Annotated in this window: 11 protein-coding genes and 2 riboswitches; of the genes, 6 read left to right on the forward strand and 5 right to left on the reverse strand. The window is 72.6% G+C overall.

Annotated features, from left to right (window positions below):
• The first annotated feature begins 45 nt into the window (after nucleotides 1-45).
• On the forward strand, nucleotides 46-810 hold the full coding sequence (locus AC559T_RS12475; RefSeq protein WP_498868806.1) for a TetR/AcrR family transcriptional regulator: 765 nt from the start codon (nucleotides 46-48) through the stop codon (nucleotides 808-810).
• 96 nt (nucleotides 811-906) lie between these two features.
• On the opposite strand, the gene AC559T_RS12480 is transcribed toward AC559T_RS12475, so the two are convergent.
• On the reverse strand, nucleotides 907-1,977 hold the full coding sequence (locus tag AC559T_RS12480) for a glycosyltransferase family protein (protein WP_041253654.1): 1,071 nt from the start codon (nucleotides 1,975-1,977) through the stop codon (nucleotides 907-909).
• 457 nt (nucleotides 1,978-2,434) lie between these two features.
• On the opposite strand from AC559T_RS12480, the gene AC559T_RS12485 reads away from it, so the two are divergent.
• From AC559T_RS12485 to AC559T_RS12500, 4 genes are all read left to right on the forward strand, one after another.
• Nucleotides 2,435-3,571: a cysteine--tRNA ligase gene (locus AC559T_RS12485; RefSeq protein WP_235014169.1), complete on the forward strand. Its 1,137-nt coding sequence runs from the start codon at nucleotides 2,435-2,437 to the stop codon at nucleotides 3,569-3,571.
• A gap of 403 nt (nucleotides 3,572-3,974) precedes the next feature.
• Nucleotides 3,975-5,675: a GGDEF domain-containing protein gene (locus AC559T_RS12490; RefSeq protein WP_498868807.1), complete on the forward strand. Its 1,701-nt coding sequence runs from the start codon at nucleotides 3,975-3,977 to the stop codon at nucleotides 5,673-5,675.
• A gap of 445 nt (nucleotides 5,676-6,120) precedes the next feature.
• On the forward strand, nucleotides 6,121-8,736 hold the full coding sequence (locus AC559T_RS12495) for an MMPL family transporter (protein WP_498868808.1): 2,616 nt from the start codon (nucleotides 6,121-6,123) through the stop codon (nucleotides 8,734-8,736).
• Nucleotides 8,737-8,901: 165 nt separating this feature from the next.
• A complete protein-coding gene (locus AC559T_RS12500) occupies nucleotides 8,902-10,170 on the forward strand; it encodes a class I SAM-dependent methyltransferase (protein ID WP_498868809.1) in 1,269 nt (422 codons plus the stop codon).
• Between the two features lie 22 nt (nucleotides 10,171-10,192).
• On the opposite strand, the gene AC559T_RS12505 is transcribed toward AC559T_RS12500, so the two are convergent.
• The 3 genes from AC559T_RS12505 to gcvP all read right to left on the reverse strand — a co-directional run bounded on the left by AC559T_RS12505 (nucleotide 10,193) and on the right by gcvP (nucleotide 14,985).
• On the reverse strand, nucleotides 10,193-10,645 hold the full coding sequence (locus AC559T_RS12505; RefSeq protein ID WP_498868810.1) for a MaoC family dehydratase: 453 nt from the start codon (nucleotides 10,643-10,645) through the stop codon (nucleotides 10,193-10,195).
• Between the two features lie 58 nt (nucleotides 10,646-10,703).
• Nucleotides 10,704-11,447, reverse strand: coding sequence for an FkbM family methyltransferase (locus AC559T_RS12510; RefSeq protein WP_235013541.1), 744 nt, complete (start codon nucleotides 11,445-11,447; stop codon nucleotides 10,704-10,706).
• 295 nt (nucleotides 11,448-11,742) lie between these two features.
• Nucleotides 11,743-14,985, reverse strand: a complete 3,243-nt coding sequence (gcvP, locus tag AC559T_RS12515) for an aminomethyl-transferring glycine dehydrogenase (RefSeq protein ID WP_498868811.1) — start codon at nucleotides 14,983-14,985, stop codon at nucleotides 11,743-11,745.
• Nucleotides 14,986-15,071: 86 nt separating this feature from the next.
• Nucleotides 15,072-15,185, reverse strand: a riboswitch (glycine riboswitch).
• Nucleotides 15,186-15,188: 3 nt separating this feature from the next.
• A riboswitch (glycine riboswitch) is annotated at nucleotides 15,189-15,283 on the reverse strand.
• A gap of 433 nt (nucleotides 15,284-15,716) precedes the next feature.
• Between gcvP and AC559T_RS12520 the strand changes: the two genes are divergently transcribed.
• The gene (locus AC559T_RS12520; protein WP_071060030.1) at nucleotides 15,717-16,124 is read left to right on the forward strand and encodes a ChaB family protein; all 408 of its coding nucleotides are present in this window, start codon (nucleotides 15,717-15,719) and stop codon (nucleotides 16,122-16,124) included.
• A 109-nt stretch (nucleotides 16,125-16,233) separates the two neighbouring features.
• Here the strand turns inward: AC559T_RS12520 and AC559T_RS12525 are convergent, their stop codons facing one another.
• Nucleotides 16,234-16,509, reverse strand: a complete 276-nt coding sequence (locus AC559T_RS12525; RefSeq protein WP_112104568.1) for a hypothetical protein — start codon at nucleotides 16,507-16,509, stop codon at nucleotides 16,234-16,236.
• Nucleotides 16,510-16,677: the final 168 nt, after the last annotated feature.

Here is a 16,677-nt window from a genome sequence, read left to right on the forward strand (position 1 = left end):
TTCTCGAAAGTTGACACCGCTCACCACTGAGCCCAGCATGGCGCTGTGACAAGCACAGCCCCACGACGCGAACGAGTCCGCCAGGCGACGATCGAGGAGATCAAGGCGGCCGCCCACGCCCAGCTCGCCGAGCACGGCACCGCCGCACTCTCGCTGCGAGCCGTCGCCCGCGCGATGGGGATGACCCCGTCGGCGCTCTACCGGTACTTCGACAGCCGCGCCGCGCTGATCTCCGTGCTCGCCCAGGACGCGTACGCCTCGCTCGCCGACGCGCTCGAAGCCGCCTTCGCCACGGCGCCCGCTGACGACCAGGCGGTGCGCTGGCTCCTCGTCGCCCGGGCCCACCGCCAGTGGGCGAAGGACAGCCCCACCGAGTACACGCTGATCTTCGGCCCGCAGCCGACCGACCTCACCGACCACAGCGAGGCGCTCATCAACGAGCTCGAGCGGTCCGTCGCGGTGATGTTCCGGTGCATGGCGGAGGCGATCGCGGCCGGCGACATCGACCCGTCCGTGCTGGAGGTCGAGCTGTCGCCCGGCCTGCGCGAGCAGTTGCTGGCCTGGGACTGCGCCGATCTCTCCCCGGCCGGGACGGCGGCCTGCATGTCGGTGTGGACCCAGTTGCACGGGCTGATCGCGCTGGAGCTGTTCGGGCACATGCCGGAACCGCTGGCTGGCAGCCAGGAGCTCTTCGACCAGCAGATGCTCGGCGCGCTGGACCGGGCCGGCCACCGGGCCCCGATCGACCACCACGCCGTGATCGCCCGCGCGGACGGTGCCACCGGGCCGGCCACCCCGGTGCGGGCCTGACCGCCGGGAGGCGACCAGGCCGGCACCGAGGCCGGCGTACTCAGGCCAGCCCGCTCAGGCCCGCGGGTTCACGCGGGCGCGCTCAGGCTGGAGGGGTCAGGCGGAGGCCCGCATCCGCCTGCTCAGCGTGTCCAGTGCGACACGGCGAGCACTCTTGATCTCGGGCAGCCGGGCCTGGTAGGCCGACGACGTCGCGAGCGGCTGGTAGAAGCCCAGCCGCGGGACGAAGTCGATGTCGTCGTAACCCGGCGGTCGGTGCAGGGCGTACGTACGCCCCGGGAATAGGAGGTCGTAGTTGTCGGCAATCTGCCAGATGGCGACGTGCGGATCGACCCGGCGGCGTTGGAAGTACGCCTCGAGAACGTCGATTGTGAAACTGATCTCATGGAACTGCTTGACCAGGTTGTGGTAGTGCTGACCAACCTGATACTTGATCGGCAGCTCAACCTGGAGACAGTCCGAGTAGTCGAGAAGGTCGAGAGCCAGAACCTTCAGCGAGGTCTCCACCCCGTAGCCGCGGGAGAACGCGAGCGCCGCAAAGACGTCGGCGTCGATGACGAACTCCCCGATCAACGGCTGGATTGCCCGCGTGATGGACGGCACATAGCGCGCGAGTTGTTTCGAGAGCAGCGAGCGCAGCATCTCGGTCGTACGTCCGCCGGGTTGACCGTCCCCGGTGACCCTGCGCGAGCTTCCGTTCACGAAAAGCGGGGCGTTGCCAGCCGTCGCGGCGGCGGCGAGAACACCTACGGTGGCGGGATCGTAGCTTTCGAGGTCCGCGTCATGAAATATGAGGCGATTTCCGAACGCAAGGTAGGCGAGACTACGCATCGCACCCGCCTTGCCTCCGGTCGTGGCCGCCTCCCGCCCCGCGTGGAGCTCCAGGACGGACTGGCCGCGCACGACCCAGCTCGCGCCCGCCTCGGTCGCGATCCGGACGAGATCGTGCTCGTCTCCGTCCGAGGAGGGGTCCACTATGACCCCGATCTCGTCGAGGACACTGCGTTCCTGCATCCAGCGTTGCCGGTTGAGCGCGACGATGGTTCCCAGCGTCCGCGCCGCCTCAGGCCCGCGAGCGGGTATCAGCAGACTGAGCGTGACGCCTTTGTTGAGCTTGTCCACCTCGATCGCGTCGAGGTCGAGGGTGGTGGGTTCGAGCGTTCGCACGGACGCCCCTCTCTCGAGGCCTTTCTTGGTTACGACCAACCCCCCAGGCCGGTCACGCCCGCGCAGACGTGAGCGGCGGAACACATGGTGGTTCCCATACAGCACGAACCACCTGGGCGAAGCTTTCCGGGCAGACGTCCCCGGGTCAACAGGGCGTCCTTCCGGGCCCTGGGTCGTTACGACTTTCCTCGGCCGCCCACCGCGGGATCGACCGGCCCCCAGACCAACCGAACGGCGAGCCCCAAAGTATGGATGTTGCGCGACGAATCGTCACTCCCCCGGACGAGTCCCCTTGGTCATCCTCGTCACGCTCCTGCGGGTTGGCCCGTGTTCCCGCCATCCACGGGGGGTACGGAACGCCGGCCGGGTCCGCCCAGGGCGGATACCGACAGGTCTACCCGGGGGCGGTCCGGACGACGCCTGTGTCCGCCCGGCACCGCGGTGGCATGCTGAGGCGATGGATGTCGCACTGAACCCGATGCGCCCCGTGCTGCGGCTCGGCGGGGCGCCGCTGCCGGTGGTGGGCCGAGCCCGGGTCTACGTGTGCGGCATCACCCCGTACGCCGTCACCCACCTCGGCCACGCGGCCACCTATCTGTGGACGGACCTGGCGATCCGGGTGTGGCGCAACGTCGGGGTCCCGGTCGAGCTGGCCCGCAACATCACTGACGTCGACGACGCGATGTTCGACGAGGCCCGCCGGACCGGCCTGCCCTTCGACCAGATCGCGTCGCTGCAGCGGTTCGCCTTCGACCGCACGATGACCTCACTCGGCATCCGCCCACCCGACCACGAGCCGACCGCGCGCGCGGCCGTGACCCGGGTGATCGAGCTGGCGACGGCGCTGCTGCGCGCCGGCCACGCCTACGAGCGCGGCGGCAGCGTCTACGCCCGGACAGCCGAGGCCGCCGAACGCGCCGGCCTCGACCGGGCGGCCGCGATCGCCCTCGCCGCCGAGTACAACGACGACCCGCACGACCCCGAACGGGACGACCCACTCGACGTCGCCGTCTGGCGCGCCGCCCGGCCGGACGGCGGGTACCCGAGCTGGCCCAGCCCGTGGGGCCCCGGCCGGCCCGGCTGGCACGCCGAGTGCGCGGCGATGGTCCTGTCGACCTTCGGCTCCAGCGTGGACCTGCACGCCGGCGGCGCCGACCTGCGCTACCCCCACCACGCCGTGGAGGCGCTGCTCGCCGAGCGCGCCACCGGCGTGCAACCGTTCGCGCGGGCCTGGCTGCGGCCGGGGACCGTCCGTTCGGGCGGGGTCAAAATGTCCAAGTCGCTGGGCAACCTGACCTTCGTCGACGACCTGCTGACCAGGCACAGCCCGGCCGCGGTGCGGCTGCTCTGCCTGGTGCGCCCCCGGGACGACGACTGGGACTTCGACGAGGCGGCGTTCGACGAGGCCGAGGCCGGCCTGGACCTCCTCTACTCCGCAGCCAGCCGCCCCGGTGCCGTCCGGGACGCCTCCGCCACGGACGAGGTCGACGCCGCACTGCTCGACGATCTCGACACCGTCCGGGCCCGGGCCATCGCTCTGGACTCCGGCGGTGCCGCGGCCCGGCGGTTCATCTCCGTCCTCGGGCTCGCCTGAGGGGAGCCGGGCCTACCAGGCCCGGCCGGAAACGAACTCACAGGAACAAGAATCAGACAAAAGCTCACACCGCCCGTCAAACGAGCGTGTACGAAGAGCTACCATTCGATACGGTTCCGAAACGGGTCACGGATCCGGACCCGCCAAGTCGAACCTCCCTGCCGGCTGACCCGACACGCGGAGCGACGGCGCGGCGCGCGTCCGCATCGCCATCGACGGGAGAAGCCCGCCCCCCGACCCGGGCCGGCACCCCGCGCACCCGCCACGCACGGACCCCGCACCCGCGGGCTCGGCGCCCCTGGAAACCGGCGCCCCGCACAGATCCGGCATTCGTATCGGAGACGCTGAACATGGCCCGGTCACTCCCGTCCGGCGCGCGGTGGCCGGCGACACCAGGTTCTCGGTGACGGCGGCCCGACCCACGGCGGGTGCGCCGGCCGACCGTGGCTGGGTCTGGTACCTGGCCGGCGGGCTGGTCCTCGTGGCCGCCTCGTGCGCGCTCCCGGCCGCCGGCGGGACGTCCGGGCCGCGCGTGGCGCTCTACCTGCTGGTCAGCGGCTCGGCGGTGGTGGCGGTCGCCGTGGGCAGGCGGCGCCACGGGCCGGCGGGCAGCCTGCCCTGGTGGTTGTTCGCCGCCGCCCAGGCGATCTCCGTGCTCGGCGACGCGATCCTCGCCGGCTCCCGCGACGGACCCGGCGCCGACGGCTTCCCCGGCATCGGGGACGCCTGCCACCTGGCCCGCTATCCCCTGCTGATGGCCGGCCTGATGATCCTCGCCCGGCGGCGGGGACGGCCGGGCGGCGTGGCCGGCGTCCTGGACAGCCTGATGATGGCCGTCGCCGGAGCGCTGGTCTCCTGGGTCTACCTGGTCGCCCCGCGACTGGCGCTTGATCAGTCCCCGCTGGTCAGCCTGGCCTCGGTGGCCTACCCGGTGGGCGATCTCGCCCTCTTCGCGGCGAGCCTGCGCCTGTTCTTCGACGGCGGCCGACGCCCACCGGCCTTCTACCTGCTCGCCGCCCACCTCGCCGCGGTCCTCGCCACCGACGCCCGCTATGTGCCGCGCCAGCTCGACGGCGACTACCGGGTCGGCGGTGAGCTGGACGTCCTCTGGTTGGCCACCGCACTGTTCCTCGGCGCGGCCGCGCTACACCCGAGCATGAGCCGCCTCGAGGTGGGTGGCACCCGCCCCGGCTCGGTGCTCTCCGTCCCCCGCCTGCTCGCGCTGACCGCCGCGGCGCTGGTGGCCCCGGTCGTGCTCGCGGTGCAGTGCGTGCGCGGGGAGACCAGCGGGCTGGTCGTCGTGGCGGTGGCCAGCGCGGCGATGTTCATTCTGATCATCTTCCGGATGGCGGGTCTGGTAGCCGACCAGCATCGAGCCGCGATCACCGACGTCCTGACCGGGCTGCACACCCGCCGGCACCTGGAAGGCGAGCTGTCCGCGGCGGTGGACCGCGCACTGCGCGACGGCACCCGGCTCGGCCTGTTCCTGGTCGACGTCGACCACTTCAAGGCGATCAACGACCGGTACGGTCATCTCGTCGGGGACGGCGTGCTCGTCGAGGTCGCCCACCGGCTACAGGCGGCGACCCGGCCCGGTGACGTCCTGGGTCGCTACGGCGGCGAGGAGTTCGCCGTGCTGGTCACGAACCTGCGCGAGACCGACCTCGCCACCGTCGGGGAGCGCCTGCGCCGCCAGGTCGGCAGCGAGCCGATCCGAATCAGCACCCGCACCGCCACAGACCATCCCACGCCGCCGGACGGCGGTCCGCCGAGCAGTGTGTCTACGGGCAGCGGCGGGCTGGAAGGCGGCGGGCTGGCCGGGTCGGCCCGGAGCGGGCCGACCGGTGGCGGGAACGCCGACGGTGTGGACACGGACGAGTCCGAGGTACGCGGGGAGCAGGTGATCGCGGTGACCGTCTCGGTCGGCGCGGCCGCCGTGCCCACCCACGCCGCCGACCCGTTCCACCTGTTCGGCGCCGCCGACGACGCGCTGTACACGGCGAAGAGCGCCGGGCGCGACCGGGTGGCCGTCAGCGGCCGTGCCCTCCCCCCGGCCGGCGGCGACGACCAGTTGGCGGTGAGCGGAGCCTCCGAAGCACTGTGACCCGACTCGGGCCACGGTCGATCCCGGGGTTCCGCGGAACCGCAGAGCGCCTACCGGGTGGCGGCAGAAGCCGCCGCACCGCAAGAGGCCGGGAGGCACTGGCGGGCGTCGTGTTCATGACATCGCGAGCGCGCGACGTGCCCGCATGCGTCCCGCCTCCCAGCGGGCGAGCCGATGTGGGCGATTCGCCCGATTACGGCGCATTCGGCGACATAGTGTTCGCGCAGGGTTCCTGCCCACCGTGCCATGGAAACCCCGCCTATCTTCCCACTGGTGCACGCGACCGCCGTGCACCACCCCCCTCATCTATCACCATCTCGGCCATCGCCCACCCCGGCCGTCGCGTATCCCGGCCGGCGGAGACCTGGCGACTCGGCGGAGACGACGGCCCAGCAGGGGCGACGGCCGAGCGGAGACGACGGCCCAGCGGAGTCGAGGAGGACGGATGTCCCGGTTGCTGTACCGGATCGGCGCGGCCGCGGCCACCCGGCCGTGGCGGGTTGTCGGGATATGGCTTGCCGTGCTGGTGGCGGCCCTGGGGCTGGCCGCGGGCTCGGGGGGTCAGCCGCGCGACGACTACGACGCCCCGGGTACCGCCTCGCAGGTCGGCACCGACCTGCTGCGCCAGAGCTTCCCGACCCTGGCCGGCGCCGACGCGCGCGTCGTGCTGCACGGCACGAACAAGGCCCAGCTCGACCCGGCCATCCTGGCCAGCGTCGGTGCCCGGCTCGGCAAGGTGCCGTCCGCCATTGTCGCGAGCCCGCCGGAACTGTCCCGTGATGGTGACACCGCGCTGTTCACGGTGCACTATTCGAAGCCGGTCACCCAGCTCGGCGGGCGCGATGCCCTGGACGCCGTCTACGCGGCGGCCGCCCCGGCGAGTGACGCCGGGTTGCAGGTCGAGATCGGCGGCCAGATCTCGGAGAACCTCCAGTCGGTCGACGGCCGGGCCGAGGCGATCGGCGTGGGGGTCGCGCTGCTCATTCTCCTGATCGCCTTCGGCTCGGTGATCGCCGCCGGGGTGCCGATCGCGGTGGCGATGATCGGGCTGGGGGTCGGGGCCTCCGGCATCACCCTGATCGCGGCGACGACGACCGTCAGCACGATCGCCCCGACCCTCGCGTCGATGGTGGGGATCGGCGTCGGCATCGACTATGCGTTGCTCCTGGTCACCCGGCATGTCGAGGGGCTGCGGTCCGGCCTGTCGGTGGCGGAGGCAGCGGGGCGGGCGAACGCGACGGCCGGTATGTCGGTCGTCTTCGCCGGCCTCACCGTGATCGTCTCGCTGACGGGCCTGCGGCTGGTGGGTCTCAACACATACGTAACGACAGCCTTCACGACGGCGTCCGTTGTCATCGCGGTCGTCGCGGTCGCGGTCACCCTTGTTCCGGCATTGTGCGGTCTCGCGGACCTGCGGGTGCTGCGCCGCCGGGCGCACGCCGAGTTGTTCGTCGCCCGTTCCACGAGGCCGGCGGGCACCGGCTCGGCCCCCGGCGCTGACTCCGGCACCGGCTCGGACGCGACGCCGGCGAAGCCGAAGCGGACCCTGACCGCGCGGTGGGCCGCGAGCATCGGCGCTCGTCCCCGCCCGTGGGCGCTCGCCGCACTGATCTTCCTGCTGGCCCTCGGCGCACCCGTCCTGACCATGCGCACCTGGCCCCAGGACGCCGGCAGCGCGCCGACCGACGTCACCCAGCGGCGCGCCTACGACCTGATCTCCGCCGAGTACGGACCAGGCGAGAACGGCCCGCTGCTGCTGGCCGTCGACCTGCGGCAGCTGCCGGCGCCGGAGCTGCCGGGCCTGGTCGCGAAGGTCGCCGCGGTCCCGGGCGTCACGGCCGTCGAGCCGCCGGTGATCGCCCCGTCCGGGGAGGCCGCGGTGATCAGCGTGGTCCCGACGACCGGCCCGAGCGACAAGGCCGCGTCCGATCTGGTCGCCCGACTTCGCGCGGACGTGCTGCCGCCCGGCGTGTCCATCACCGGGACTACGGCGATCTTCGCCGATCTCTCCAGGCTGCTCTCGGAGCGGCTGTGGTGGGTGGTCGGCTTCGTCGTCGGGATGTCGGTGCTGCTGCTTACCGTCGTCTTCCGCTCGCCGGTCGTGGCGATCAAGGCGGCGGTGATGAACCTGCTCTCCATCGCGGCCGCCTACGGCGTTGTGACGGCGGTGTTCCAGTGGGGTTGGGGAACGGACCTGCTCGGCCTGCCGCACAGCGTCCCGATGTCGAGCTGGCTGCCGGTGCTGATGTTCACTGTCCTGTTCGGCCTGAGCATGGACTATGAGGTCTTCCTGCTCTCCCGGATCCGGGAGGACTGGGTCGCCACCGGCGACCCGCACGGCAGCATCGTCCGCGGGCTCGCCTCGACCGGCCGGGTGATCACCAGCGCCGCCCTCATCATGATCGCCGTCTTCTCGGGCTTCGCCCTGGACCCGGACGTGACCGTGAAGATGGTCGGCGTCGGGATGGCGGTCGCCGTCCTGGTCGACGCGACAGTGATCCGGATGGTGCTGGTCCCGGCCACGATGGCGCTGCTGGGCCGGGCGAACTGGTGGCTGCCCAGATGGGTCGACGTCCTGCTGCCGCGGGTGGACATCCACGGTGAGCGGTTCGCGAGCGCGACCACCGGCCTCGGCGGCGCGTCCGGGTCCGGGTCCGGGTCGACTGGGCCGTCCAGGTCGGGCGGGCCGAACGGGTCGGGCGGGTCCGGTGGGTCGGGCGGGTCCGGTGGGTCGGGGAACTCGGGTGGGCCAGGTGGCCGGCCCGGGAGGTCCGCGAAGTCCGACAAGCTCGCCGCGGGGGGCGGGTCCACGGCCCTCGACACGGCGGTTACGCCCAGTAAGTCCGAATCGTCCCGAAAGGCGGGGCCGGCCCGGGAGCGCGCGACCGCCCGGGAGACCGCCACCGACGGCAGCGACGACGGCGACGGGCCCACCGATCCCGGGACGACCGACCACCTCCAGGGCTCTTCAGGCAGCGCGATGGCCGGTTCAGGCATCCCCGCACAGGTCTCGTCCGAACCGGTGGACCCGGGGGTGAAGGGCCGCGAACTTCAGCGGTGAAATTACATTTCTGCAGGTCAGAGCGGTTGACAACGCCCCACCGCGGGGCTTCGGACGCTCCGCCGGCGGCCATCTGGGTGACGGAATGTGTCGTTCTGTCCTGGTTAGCTGAGACGCCAGAGACAGAACGCCGCCCAGGCGGCATGGCGGAAGAGGGCACGCGGCGTGGACGGGCTCACCATGGACGGGCTCACCGTGGACGGGGTCGCGATGTCGGCGATCACGATGGGTGGCTTCACCATCGAGGAAATCACTGTGGAGCGGATCCTGCCGCGTGGGCACCGGGGCCGGGACAACGCCCCGATAGAGATCCTGATCAGGGATGGCGGGGTCGAGATCTACCCGCCCTCCGCGGAGAACACCTACTTCGCCCCGCGGACGGAGCGCGACCGGCCGGCTGTACCCGCGGCACGCGAGTCGACAGAATACGAGACGGCGTACTACGAGCCGGCCCGTTTCGAGCCGGCAGAGCACCAGCTGACACAGCTCGAGCTGGCGGAGCACGAACCGGCGGACTATGCGCCGGTGGAACACGGATCGGCGGGTCCCGAGGTGGCGGAGTACGAACCGGCGGACGAGACGGACGAGGCGGGCGAGGCGGGCGACCCGGCCGAGCAGGCCCACCCGGCCACGGTGTTCGACCGTGCGGCGTACGACTACGACGCCGACGTCCACGGTGTGCCGTTCTTCCGTCCGCTGGGCAAGACCCTGGTGGCCGCGGCCGGCATCTCCCCCGGGGAGAACGTGATCGACCTTGCCTGCGGGCGCGGCGCCGTGCTGTTCCCGGCCGCCGAGGCGACCGGGCCGGCCGGCTCCGTCCGGGCGTTCGACCTGGCGCCGACCATGGTCGAGCTGACCGCGGCCGACGTCGCGGCCCGTCAGCTGCCGTGGGTCGACGTCACGATCGCCGACGCGATGGACCCGCCCGTCGAGCCGGGCTCGGTCGATGTCGTCCTCTGTGGGATGGGCCTGTTCCTGCTGCCCGACCCGGTGGCGGCGCTCGCCCGGTGGCGCGGCGTCCTGCGGCCCGGCGGGCGGCTGGCCGTGACCGTCTTCGGGCCGGCGGACCCGCTGTGGGACCGTCCCGACTACCCGCTGCGGCTGGCGACCTCGGTCGGTGCGGCCGAGCGCCGGCCGGGGCACGCCATCCTGGCGGAGGGCGCGCTCGCCGACGCGCTCACCGCGACCGGTTTCACCCTCACCCGGGACGAGCTGGTCGCCACCGATCTCGTGTTCCGCGATGTGGCCCACTGGTGGCGCTGGGCCTGGGGGACGGCGCTGCGGTCCATGCTGGAGAAGGTCTCCGACGCCGAGGGCCCGGCGATGATCGAGGAGTTGACCCGGTGGCACGCCCCGTCCACCGACGCGGGCGGCCTGCACTGGCGCCCGACGATCCGCGTCGTCACCGCGGTCGTGACCGACCCGTCCGCCTGAGCCCGACGCTGACGGGCAGCCGTCAGGCCAGGTAGCGGGCGACGAACTCGGCGACACAGGCCGGCTTGGCCGCGCCCTCCAGCTCGATGGTGAGCTGGTTGACCGCCTGGGCGCCGCCGGGGATCTCCTCGACCGAGATGTTGCGGAGCGTCCCGCGGACCCGGGAGCCGACCGGGACCGGCTGTGGGAAGCGAACCTTGTTCAGGCCGTAGTTCAGCGCCATGGTGATGCCGGTGACCTGCGCGATCTCCGCGACCATCACCGGCAGCAGCGACAGGGTGAGATAGCCGTGCGCGATCGTCGTCTTGAACGGCCCGTTTTTGGCCTTCTCGACGTCGGTGTGGATCCACTGCCAGTCGCCCGTCGCCGCGGCGAAGGTGTTGATCTGATCCTGGGTCACCGTGAGCCAGGAGCTGGTTCCCAGCTCCTGGCCCTGGACCCGCTTCAGCTCGTCGATGCCGTCGATCGTCGCCACCCGGCGAGTATCCCGGAGCGGGCGCCGACGCGCTCGGCTTCGCCCCGCGACCGCCCGATCAGGCGTGCGCGACGAAGTTGAAGCGGTTGCCGTTGTCGAACGTCTTGCGGAACGTGCCAAGGGTGTAGGGGCCGGTGCCGTCCATGTCGAAGATGCGCAGGCCGAGATCGCCGTCCACGAGGCGGTACATGTCCTCGGCGGTGGTCCCGTACTTCCGCGCGGCGGCGCCGAACTCGAAGATCACATAGGGGCGGTTCGCGGAGAGCAGCTTCTCGCCGCCCTTGAGCACGCCGTACTCCGCACCCTCGACGTCGATCTTGATCAGGTCGAGCCGGTGGTCGGGGGGGAGCGTCTCGTCGAGCACCTCGACGACGACCTCGATCTGCTCGACCTCCTCGGCGCCGTCCGGCGTCCGTTGGAGCAGGCCGCTGTACGCGGGCCGGCTGCGGACGTAGGCGAACGGGCTCACCCCGGCCTTCTCTGCGAGCGCGGCCTGCTTGAGCGTGACGGTCGGGAACTCCAGGCACAGGTACTCGAACAGGTGCGGCAGCGGCTCGTAGCCGATGTGCTCGCCGCGCGGGGCGTGCAGCACGATCGACTTGAGCACGTCACCGCGGTGGGCGCCGACGTCGATGCAGTTCGAGTCCTCCTGCAGGACGAAGGACAGCAGGAGCGCGAGGTGGCGGTCGTCGACCGCGTTGCGCCGGGCGCTGGGGAGCACGGTGCGGCGGACCAGCTTCAGCGCCGGACCCAGGCCCAGCTCGACCGCGGTCTGGCGCAGCTGGCCGAGTTGCTTGTTCATCTGCTCCTGCATCGCGGAAAGTCCCCTTCGCGAGCCTTCGGTCCGGGTACCGGCCGACCGCCAGCTCCGCTGGCCGTGGGGCCCCGCCCGTCCGGCTGGTTGTCCAGGAGTGCGGCGTCCGTGGTGCAACACCACGCCGGCCGCACTTTGGTGCCGTCGGGCTGATTGTGCCAAGGACGCACGACACGTCCATCGCCGACCCCTCGGGAGACACAACCGAGATACGACAGAAGGCCGCTCCGTTACCTGACGAACCTGGTAATGGAGCGGCTCTCCGCATCCGGCGGTGCAGGCGTCAGGCCGGCGTCGCCGCAGGTAGGGGGACCCGCACCGGCTCGGCCGTCGCGTCGAACGCCTCCACCGGCGGGCAGGTGCAGACCAGGTTGCGGTCGCCGTAGGCGCCGTCGATGCGCCGCACCGGCGGCCAGTACTTCGCCGCGCGCAGCGACGCCACCGGGTACGCCGCGACGGACCGCGGGTACGGGTGCGCCCACTCGTCCCCGGTGACCATCTCCGCGGTGTGCGGGGCGTTGCGCAGCGGGTTGTCGTCGCGGGGCCACTCCCCCGCGCCGACCTTCGCCGCCTCGGCCCGGATCGCGATCATCGCGTCGCAGAACCGGTCGATCTCGCCGAGGTCCTCGCTCTCGGTCGGCTCCACCATGAGCGTCCCCGCCACCGGGAACGACATGGTCGGGGCGTGGAAGCCGTAGTCGATCAGCCGCTTGGCGACGTCGTCGACGGTCACGCCCGTCTCCTTCGTCAACGGCCGCAGGTCGAGGATGCACTCGTGCGCGACCAGGCCGTTACGTCCCGTGTAGAGGACAGGGTAGTGCGGCGCGAGCCGGCGGGCGACGTAGTTGGCGTTGAGCACCGCCACCGAGGTCGCCTCGCGCAGCCCCTCCGCCCCCATCAGCCGGATGTAGGCCCACGGGATCATCAGGATGCCGGCCGACCCCCACGGTGACCCCGAGATCGGCCCGACCCCGGTCTCCGGGCCCGCCTCCGGGCGCAGCGGGTGGTTGGGCAGGTAGGGCAGCAGCTTCGCGCCGACCGCCACCGGCCCGACCCCCGGACCGCCGCCACCGTGCGGGATGCAGAAGGTCTTGTGCAGGTTCAGGTGGCTCACGTCCGCCCCGAACCGGCCCGGCTTCGACAGCCCGACCAGCGCGTTCAGGTTCGCCCCGTCGACGTAGACCAGCCCGCCGGCGTCGTGCACCACCGCGCACGCCCGCGCGATGCCCTCCTCGTACACCCCGTGGGTGGACGGGTAGGTGACCATCAGCGCCGCGAGCGCCGGGGCGTGCGCGGCCGCCTTGGCGGTGAGGTCGTCCAGGTCGACGTTGCCCTCCGCGTCGCACGCGACGACGACCACGCGCATGCCGGCCATCGCCGCGCTCGCCGCGTTCGTCCCGTGCGCCGACGACGGGATCAGGCAGACGTCGCGCACCGGGTTCCCGGCCGCGGCGTGGTCGCGGTGGTAGGCCCGGATCGCCAGCAGGCCGGCGAGCTCACCCTGGCTGCCCGCGTTCGGCTGCACCGAGACGCCGGCGTACCCGGTGATCCGGGCCAGCCACTCCTCCAGATCCCGGATCATCGACACGTAGCCGGCGGCCTGGTCCAGTGGGGCGAACGGGTGGATGTCGGCGAAGTCCGGCCAGGTGACCGCGGCCATCTCGGTCGTCGCGTTGAGCTTCATCGTGCAGGAGCCGAGCGGGATCATGCCGCGGTCCAGCGCGAAGTCGACGTCGGCGAGCCGGCGCAGGTAGCGCAGCATCGCCGTCTCGGACCGGTGCGTGTGGAACACCGGATGCGCCAGGTACGGCTCCTCCCCGGTGCGGATCAGCGCCGCCGGGAGGGCCGGGCCCGCCGCCGGACCGACGGCCGCGGCCGGCCCGTCCGCGCCACCCACACCGAAGGCGGACCAGACAGCCCGCAGGTCGGCCGCCACGGTCGTCTCGTTGCAGGAGACGCCGACATGGTCGCCGTCGACGAGACGCAGGTTCACCCCGTGCGCGAGCGCGTCGGCGACCACCTGGGCCGCACGCCCCGGCACCCGGGCGAGCACCGTGTCGAAGAACCCGTCGTGGACGATCTCCACCCCGCCGGCGCGCAGCCCGGCGGCGAGGCTCACGGCGTGCCCGTGCACCCGGGCCGCGATCCCGGCCAGCCCCTCGGGCCCGTGGTAGACGGCGTACATCGACGCCAGCACCGCCGGGAGCACCTGCGCCGTGCAGATGTTGCTCGTCGCCTTCTCCCGCCGGATGTGCTGCTCACGGGTCTGCAGCGTGAGCCGGTAGGCGGGGTTGCCGGCCGCGTCCACCGAGACCCCGACGAGCCGGCCGGGCAGCGTCCGCTCCAGACCCGACCGGACGGCGAGATAGCCGGCGTGCGGCCCGCCGAAGGACAGCGGAAGCCCGAACCGCTGGGTGCTCCCGACCGCGATGTCCGCGCCGAGCGCGCCCGGCGAGCGCACCAGGGTGAGCGCGAGCAGGTCCGCGGCGACCGTCACCACGATGTCGCGCTCCCGGGCCTGCGCGATCACCCCGCGCAGGTCCCGCACCTCCCCACCGGCCCCCGGGTACGACAGCAGCACACCGAAGGCGTCCCCGAGCACGTCGGACGGCACTACCGAAGGCACCTCGGACGGTGCCGACGGCGCGGCGGACTGCGCGGGAGCGGCCGGTCCGGCGGCCGGCCGCTCGCCCGGGGCCGGCGACGGACGTCCGGTGAGCCCGTCGCGGAGGTCGACGACGAGCACGGTGATGCCGAGCGCCTCCGCCCGGGTCCGGACCACCGCGATGGTCTGCGGCAGCGTGTCGGCGTCGATCACGAAGGTCGAGCGGCGGCCCCGGGCGGCCCGGTGGGCGATCTGCATGGCCTCCGCCGCCGCCGTCGGCTCGTCCAGCAGCGAGGCGCCGGCCACGGCGAGGCCGGTCAGATCCGTGATCACCGTCTGGAAGTTCAGCAGGGCCTCGAGTCGCCCCTGGGAGATCTCCGGCTGGTACGGCGTGTACGCCGTGTACCAGGCCGGGTTCTCCAGGACGTTGCGCTGGATCACCCCGGGCATGACCGCCGGGTGGAAGCCCAGACCGATCATGGAGGTGACCCGCCGGTTGTACCCGGCCAGCCCGCGCAGCTCCGCGAGCACCTCGGTCTCGTCGACGGCCGGGGGCAGGTCCAGCTCGGTGTCCCGGATGGCCGCCGGCACCGCCGCGTCGGTCAGCCCCGTCAGCGAGCCCAGCCCCAGCAGGTCGAGCATCGCCCGGCGGTCGGCCTGGTCCGGGCCGACGTGCCGGTCGGTGAACCTCGGGACGAACCCGGCCGGCAGCCCCGGCCCGGCGGTGTCCGGTCGCGCGGATCCGGTGGACTCCAGTCGCGCGGACCCGGTGGACTCCGGTCGCGGCGGGGCCTGGCGGGCCTGCGTGTCGCCGCCGTTCCCGGACGCCGCCTCGGCGGCAATCCCCCTGGCCGCGTCCGTCGCCACGGCGGGTGCCGCGGTGTCGGAAATCGGTGTCTGTGTGGTGGTCTCGATGGTCATCGCGCGCTCCGGAGGTCGAGCAACGCCGGAGGCACCCCCGCGATCGGTGGTCACGGCGGCGCTCCCGCGTCGCGGCGGGCCTCCCCCTCTGTCATGGGCCTGAGAGCTTCGCCGGCCTGCCATGCCACCCGGAGCCTCCCGAGAGACGCGGCGGCCGGCTTGCACCGTCGGCGGGACGCTTGCGCGTCCGCTTTTCAGAGTCGCCTGACCCGGCGGTCTTGGGCCTGAGAGTTTGCGGGGAGTTCTTGCTCCTTCGGCGCCCCGGGCCACGGCCCGGAGCTCTCCCGCACGGGTGTGAGCGGCGCGATGTGAAGTTGTCAGCCCGCGGCGAGCGGGCCGTCCTGAGGCCAGGCTAATCGGCCTCGGTCCCGGCGGCCAACGATCCCGGCGATCTCGAAACAGGCACGAAACACGATGTCGACCAGGCTGAGAACTGCCTCACACCCGGGGCGTCGGTGCCTCGCGGCGGCGGTTCCCGTGCCTCGCGGCCACCGCCGTACCGCCGTACCGCCGTGCGGTTCACGCGCCGTGACCGGGGAAGTGTCCTCGAGGCGGCATCCAGGGCCGCGGGCGGCCGGAAGCCATGGCCGCGACAGGGCCCGAGGACGGTCGGGCAAAGGGGCCGGCGGGGCGGCCGGCCGGCGAAGGAGGGAAACGGGATGGCCCGAGGGACCAAGTCCAGGAAGTCCTCCAGGAACGGCGGGAGCGCGAAGCGGGCGAAGACGGCGCGTATGCGCACGGACGTCCCCTCCACCGTCGCCCGTTCCGACGACAAGGCCGTGCGTACCTGGAAGGAGACCCACGACTCGGCGGTCGAGAGCTACGGCGAGGGTGAGCGTGCGCACCGCACGGCGTTCGCAGCGCTCAAGCACACGCACGAGAAGGTCGGGGACAACTGGGCCCCCAAGGAGGGCGGCCGCCGCGGGCCCTCCGACGAGCAGGCCGCGCGCCCCACCGACAAGGCACTTTCCGACCCGCTTCCCACCGCCGAAGGCGTGGACGAGAAGGCGTCCGTGAAGCACCTGCGGGAAATCGCCCGGCAGCTCGACATACCGGGCCGCTCGACGATGAACAAGGCCGACCTGATCGAAGCCGTCAGGAAGGCGAACCGGCGGGCCACCGCGGCCGCCCGCGGCTGACTCCCGGCCCCCGGCGGAAAACACCGCCGGGGGCCGCCTGCCGGGCCGCCACCTGCCGGTCAGTACCTCCGGCGGCGGTCACTCCGGGGCTCCGGCGGGGCTCCGGCGGTCACTCCGGCTGTTTCGCGTCGCGGAACTTCGCCGCCTCGACGTCGCTGCGCGCGCCACCGCGCTCCCCCTCGAAGAACGACTCGGCAAGGCGGTCGTGTGAGGTCTGGTCCGTCACCTGGCGGGCCATCTCCTCGTCGGAGAGCCCCTGGCCGGCCGGCGCGGTGTGAGTGGCGGTGTAGGTGGCGGCACGGGCACGCGGCCGGGCCTCGCGGGCCGAGGGCCGTACCGGCTGTCCCGTCCTGGTCTTCGTGTCGTTCCTGGCCTGTTGCCCCATGCTCGCCCTCCCACCATCCGTCCGGCGGCACCGGCCTGCCGGCATTCGCCCGTTCCGGTGGCTGATCCCTGCCGGCATTCGCCCGTTCCGATGGCTGATCACCGCGGCCGCGACGAGCCGGCCGCGATCCGCCACTGTCGACATGCCCGGACCGCGCCCTCATCACCC

The organism is Frankia sp. Hr75.2, assembly GCF_949319125.1.
Taxonomy (GTDB): Bacteria; Actinomycetota; Actinomycetes; order Frankiales; family Frankiaceae; genus Parafrankia; species Parafrankia soli.

What these genes read in the sequence shown, in the direction of transcription:
- gcvP (WP_498868811.1), bottom strand. Translation starts at nt 14,985, where the DNA reads ATGACCATCGAGACCACCACACAGACACCGATTTCCGACACCGCGGCA.
- AC559T_RS12485 (WP_235014169.1), top strand. Translation starts at nt 2,435, where the DNA reads ATGGATGTCGCACTGAACCCGATGCGCCCCGTGCTGCGGCTCGGCGGG.
- AC559T_RS12525 (WP_112104568.1), bottom strand. Translation starts at nt 16,509, where the DNA reads ATGGGGCAACAGGCCAGGAACGACACGAAGACCAGGACGGGACAGCCG.
- AC559T_RS12520 (WP_071060030.1), top strand. Translation starts at nt 15,717, where the DNA reads ATGCGCACGGACGTCCCCTCCACCGTCGCCCGTTCCGACGACAAGGCC.
- AC559T_RS12495 (WP_498868808.1), top strand. Translation starts at nt 6,121, where the DNA reads ATGTCCCGGTTGCTGTACCGGATCGGCGCGGCCGCGGCCACCCGGCCG.
- AC559T_RS12510 (WP_235013541.1), bottom strand. Translation starts at nt 11,447, where the DNA reads ATGAACAAGCAACTCGGCCAGCTGCGCCAGACCGCGGTCGAGCTGGGC.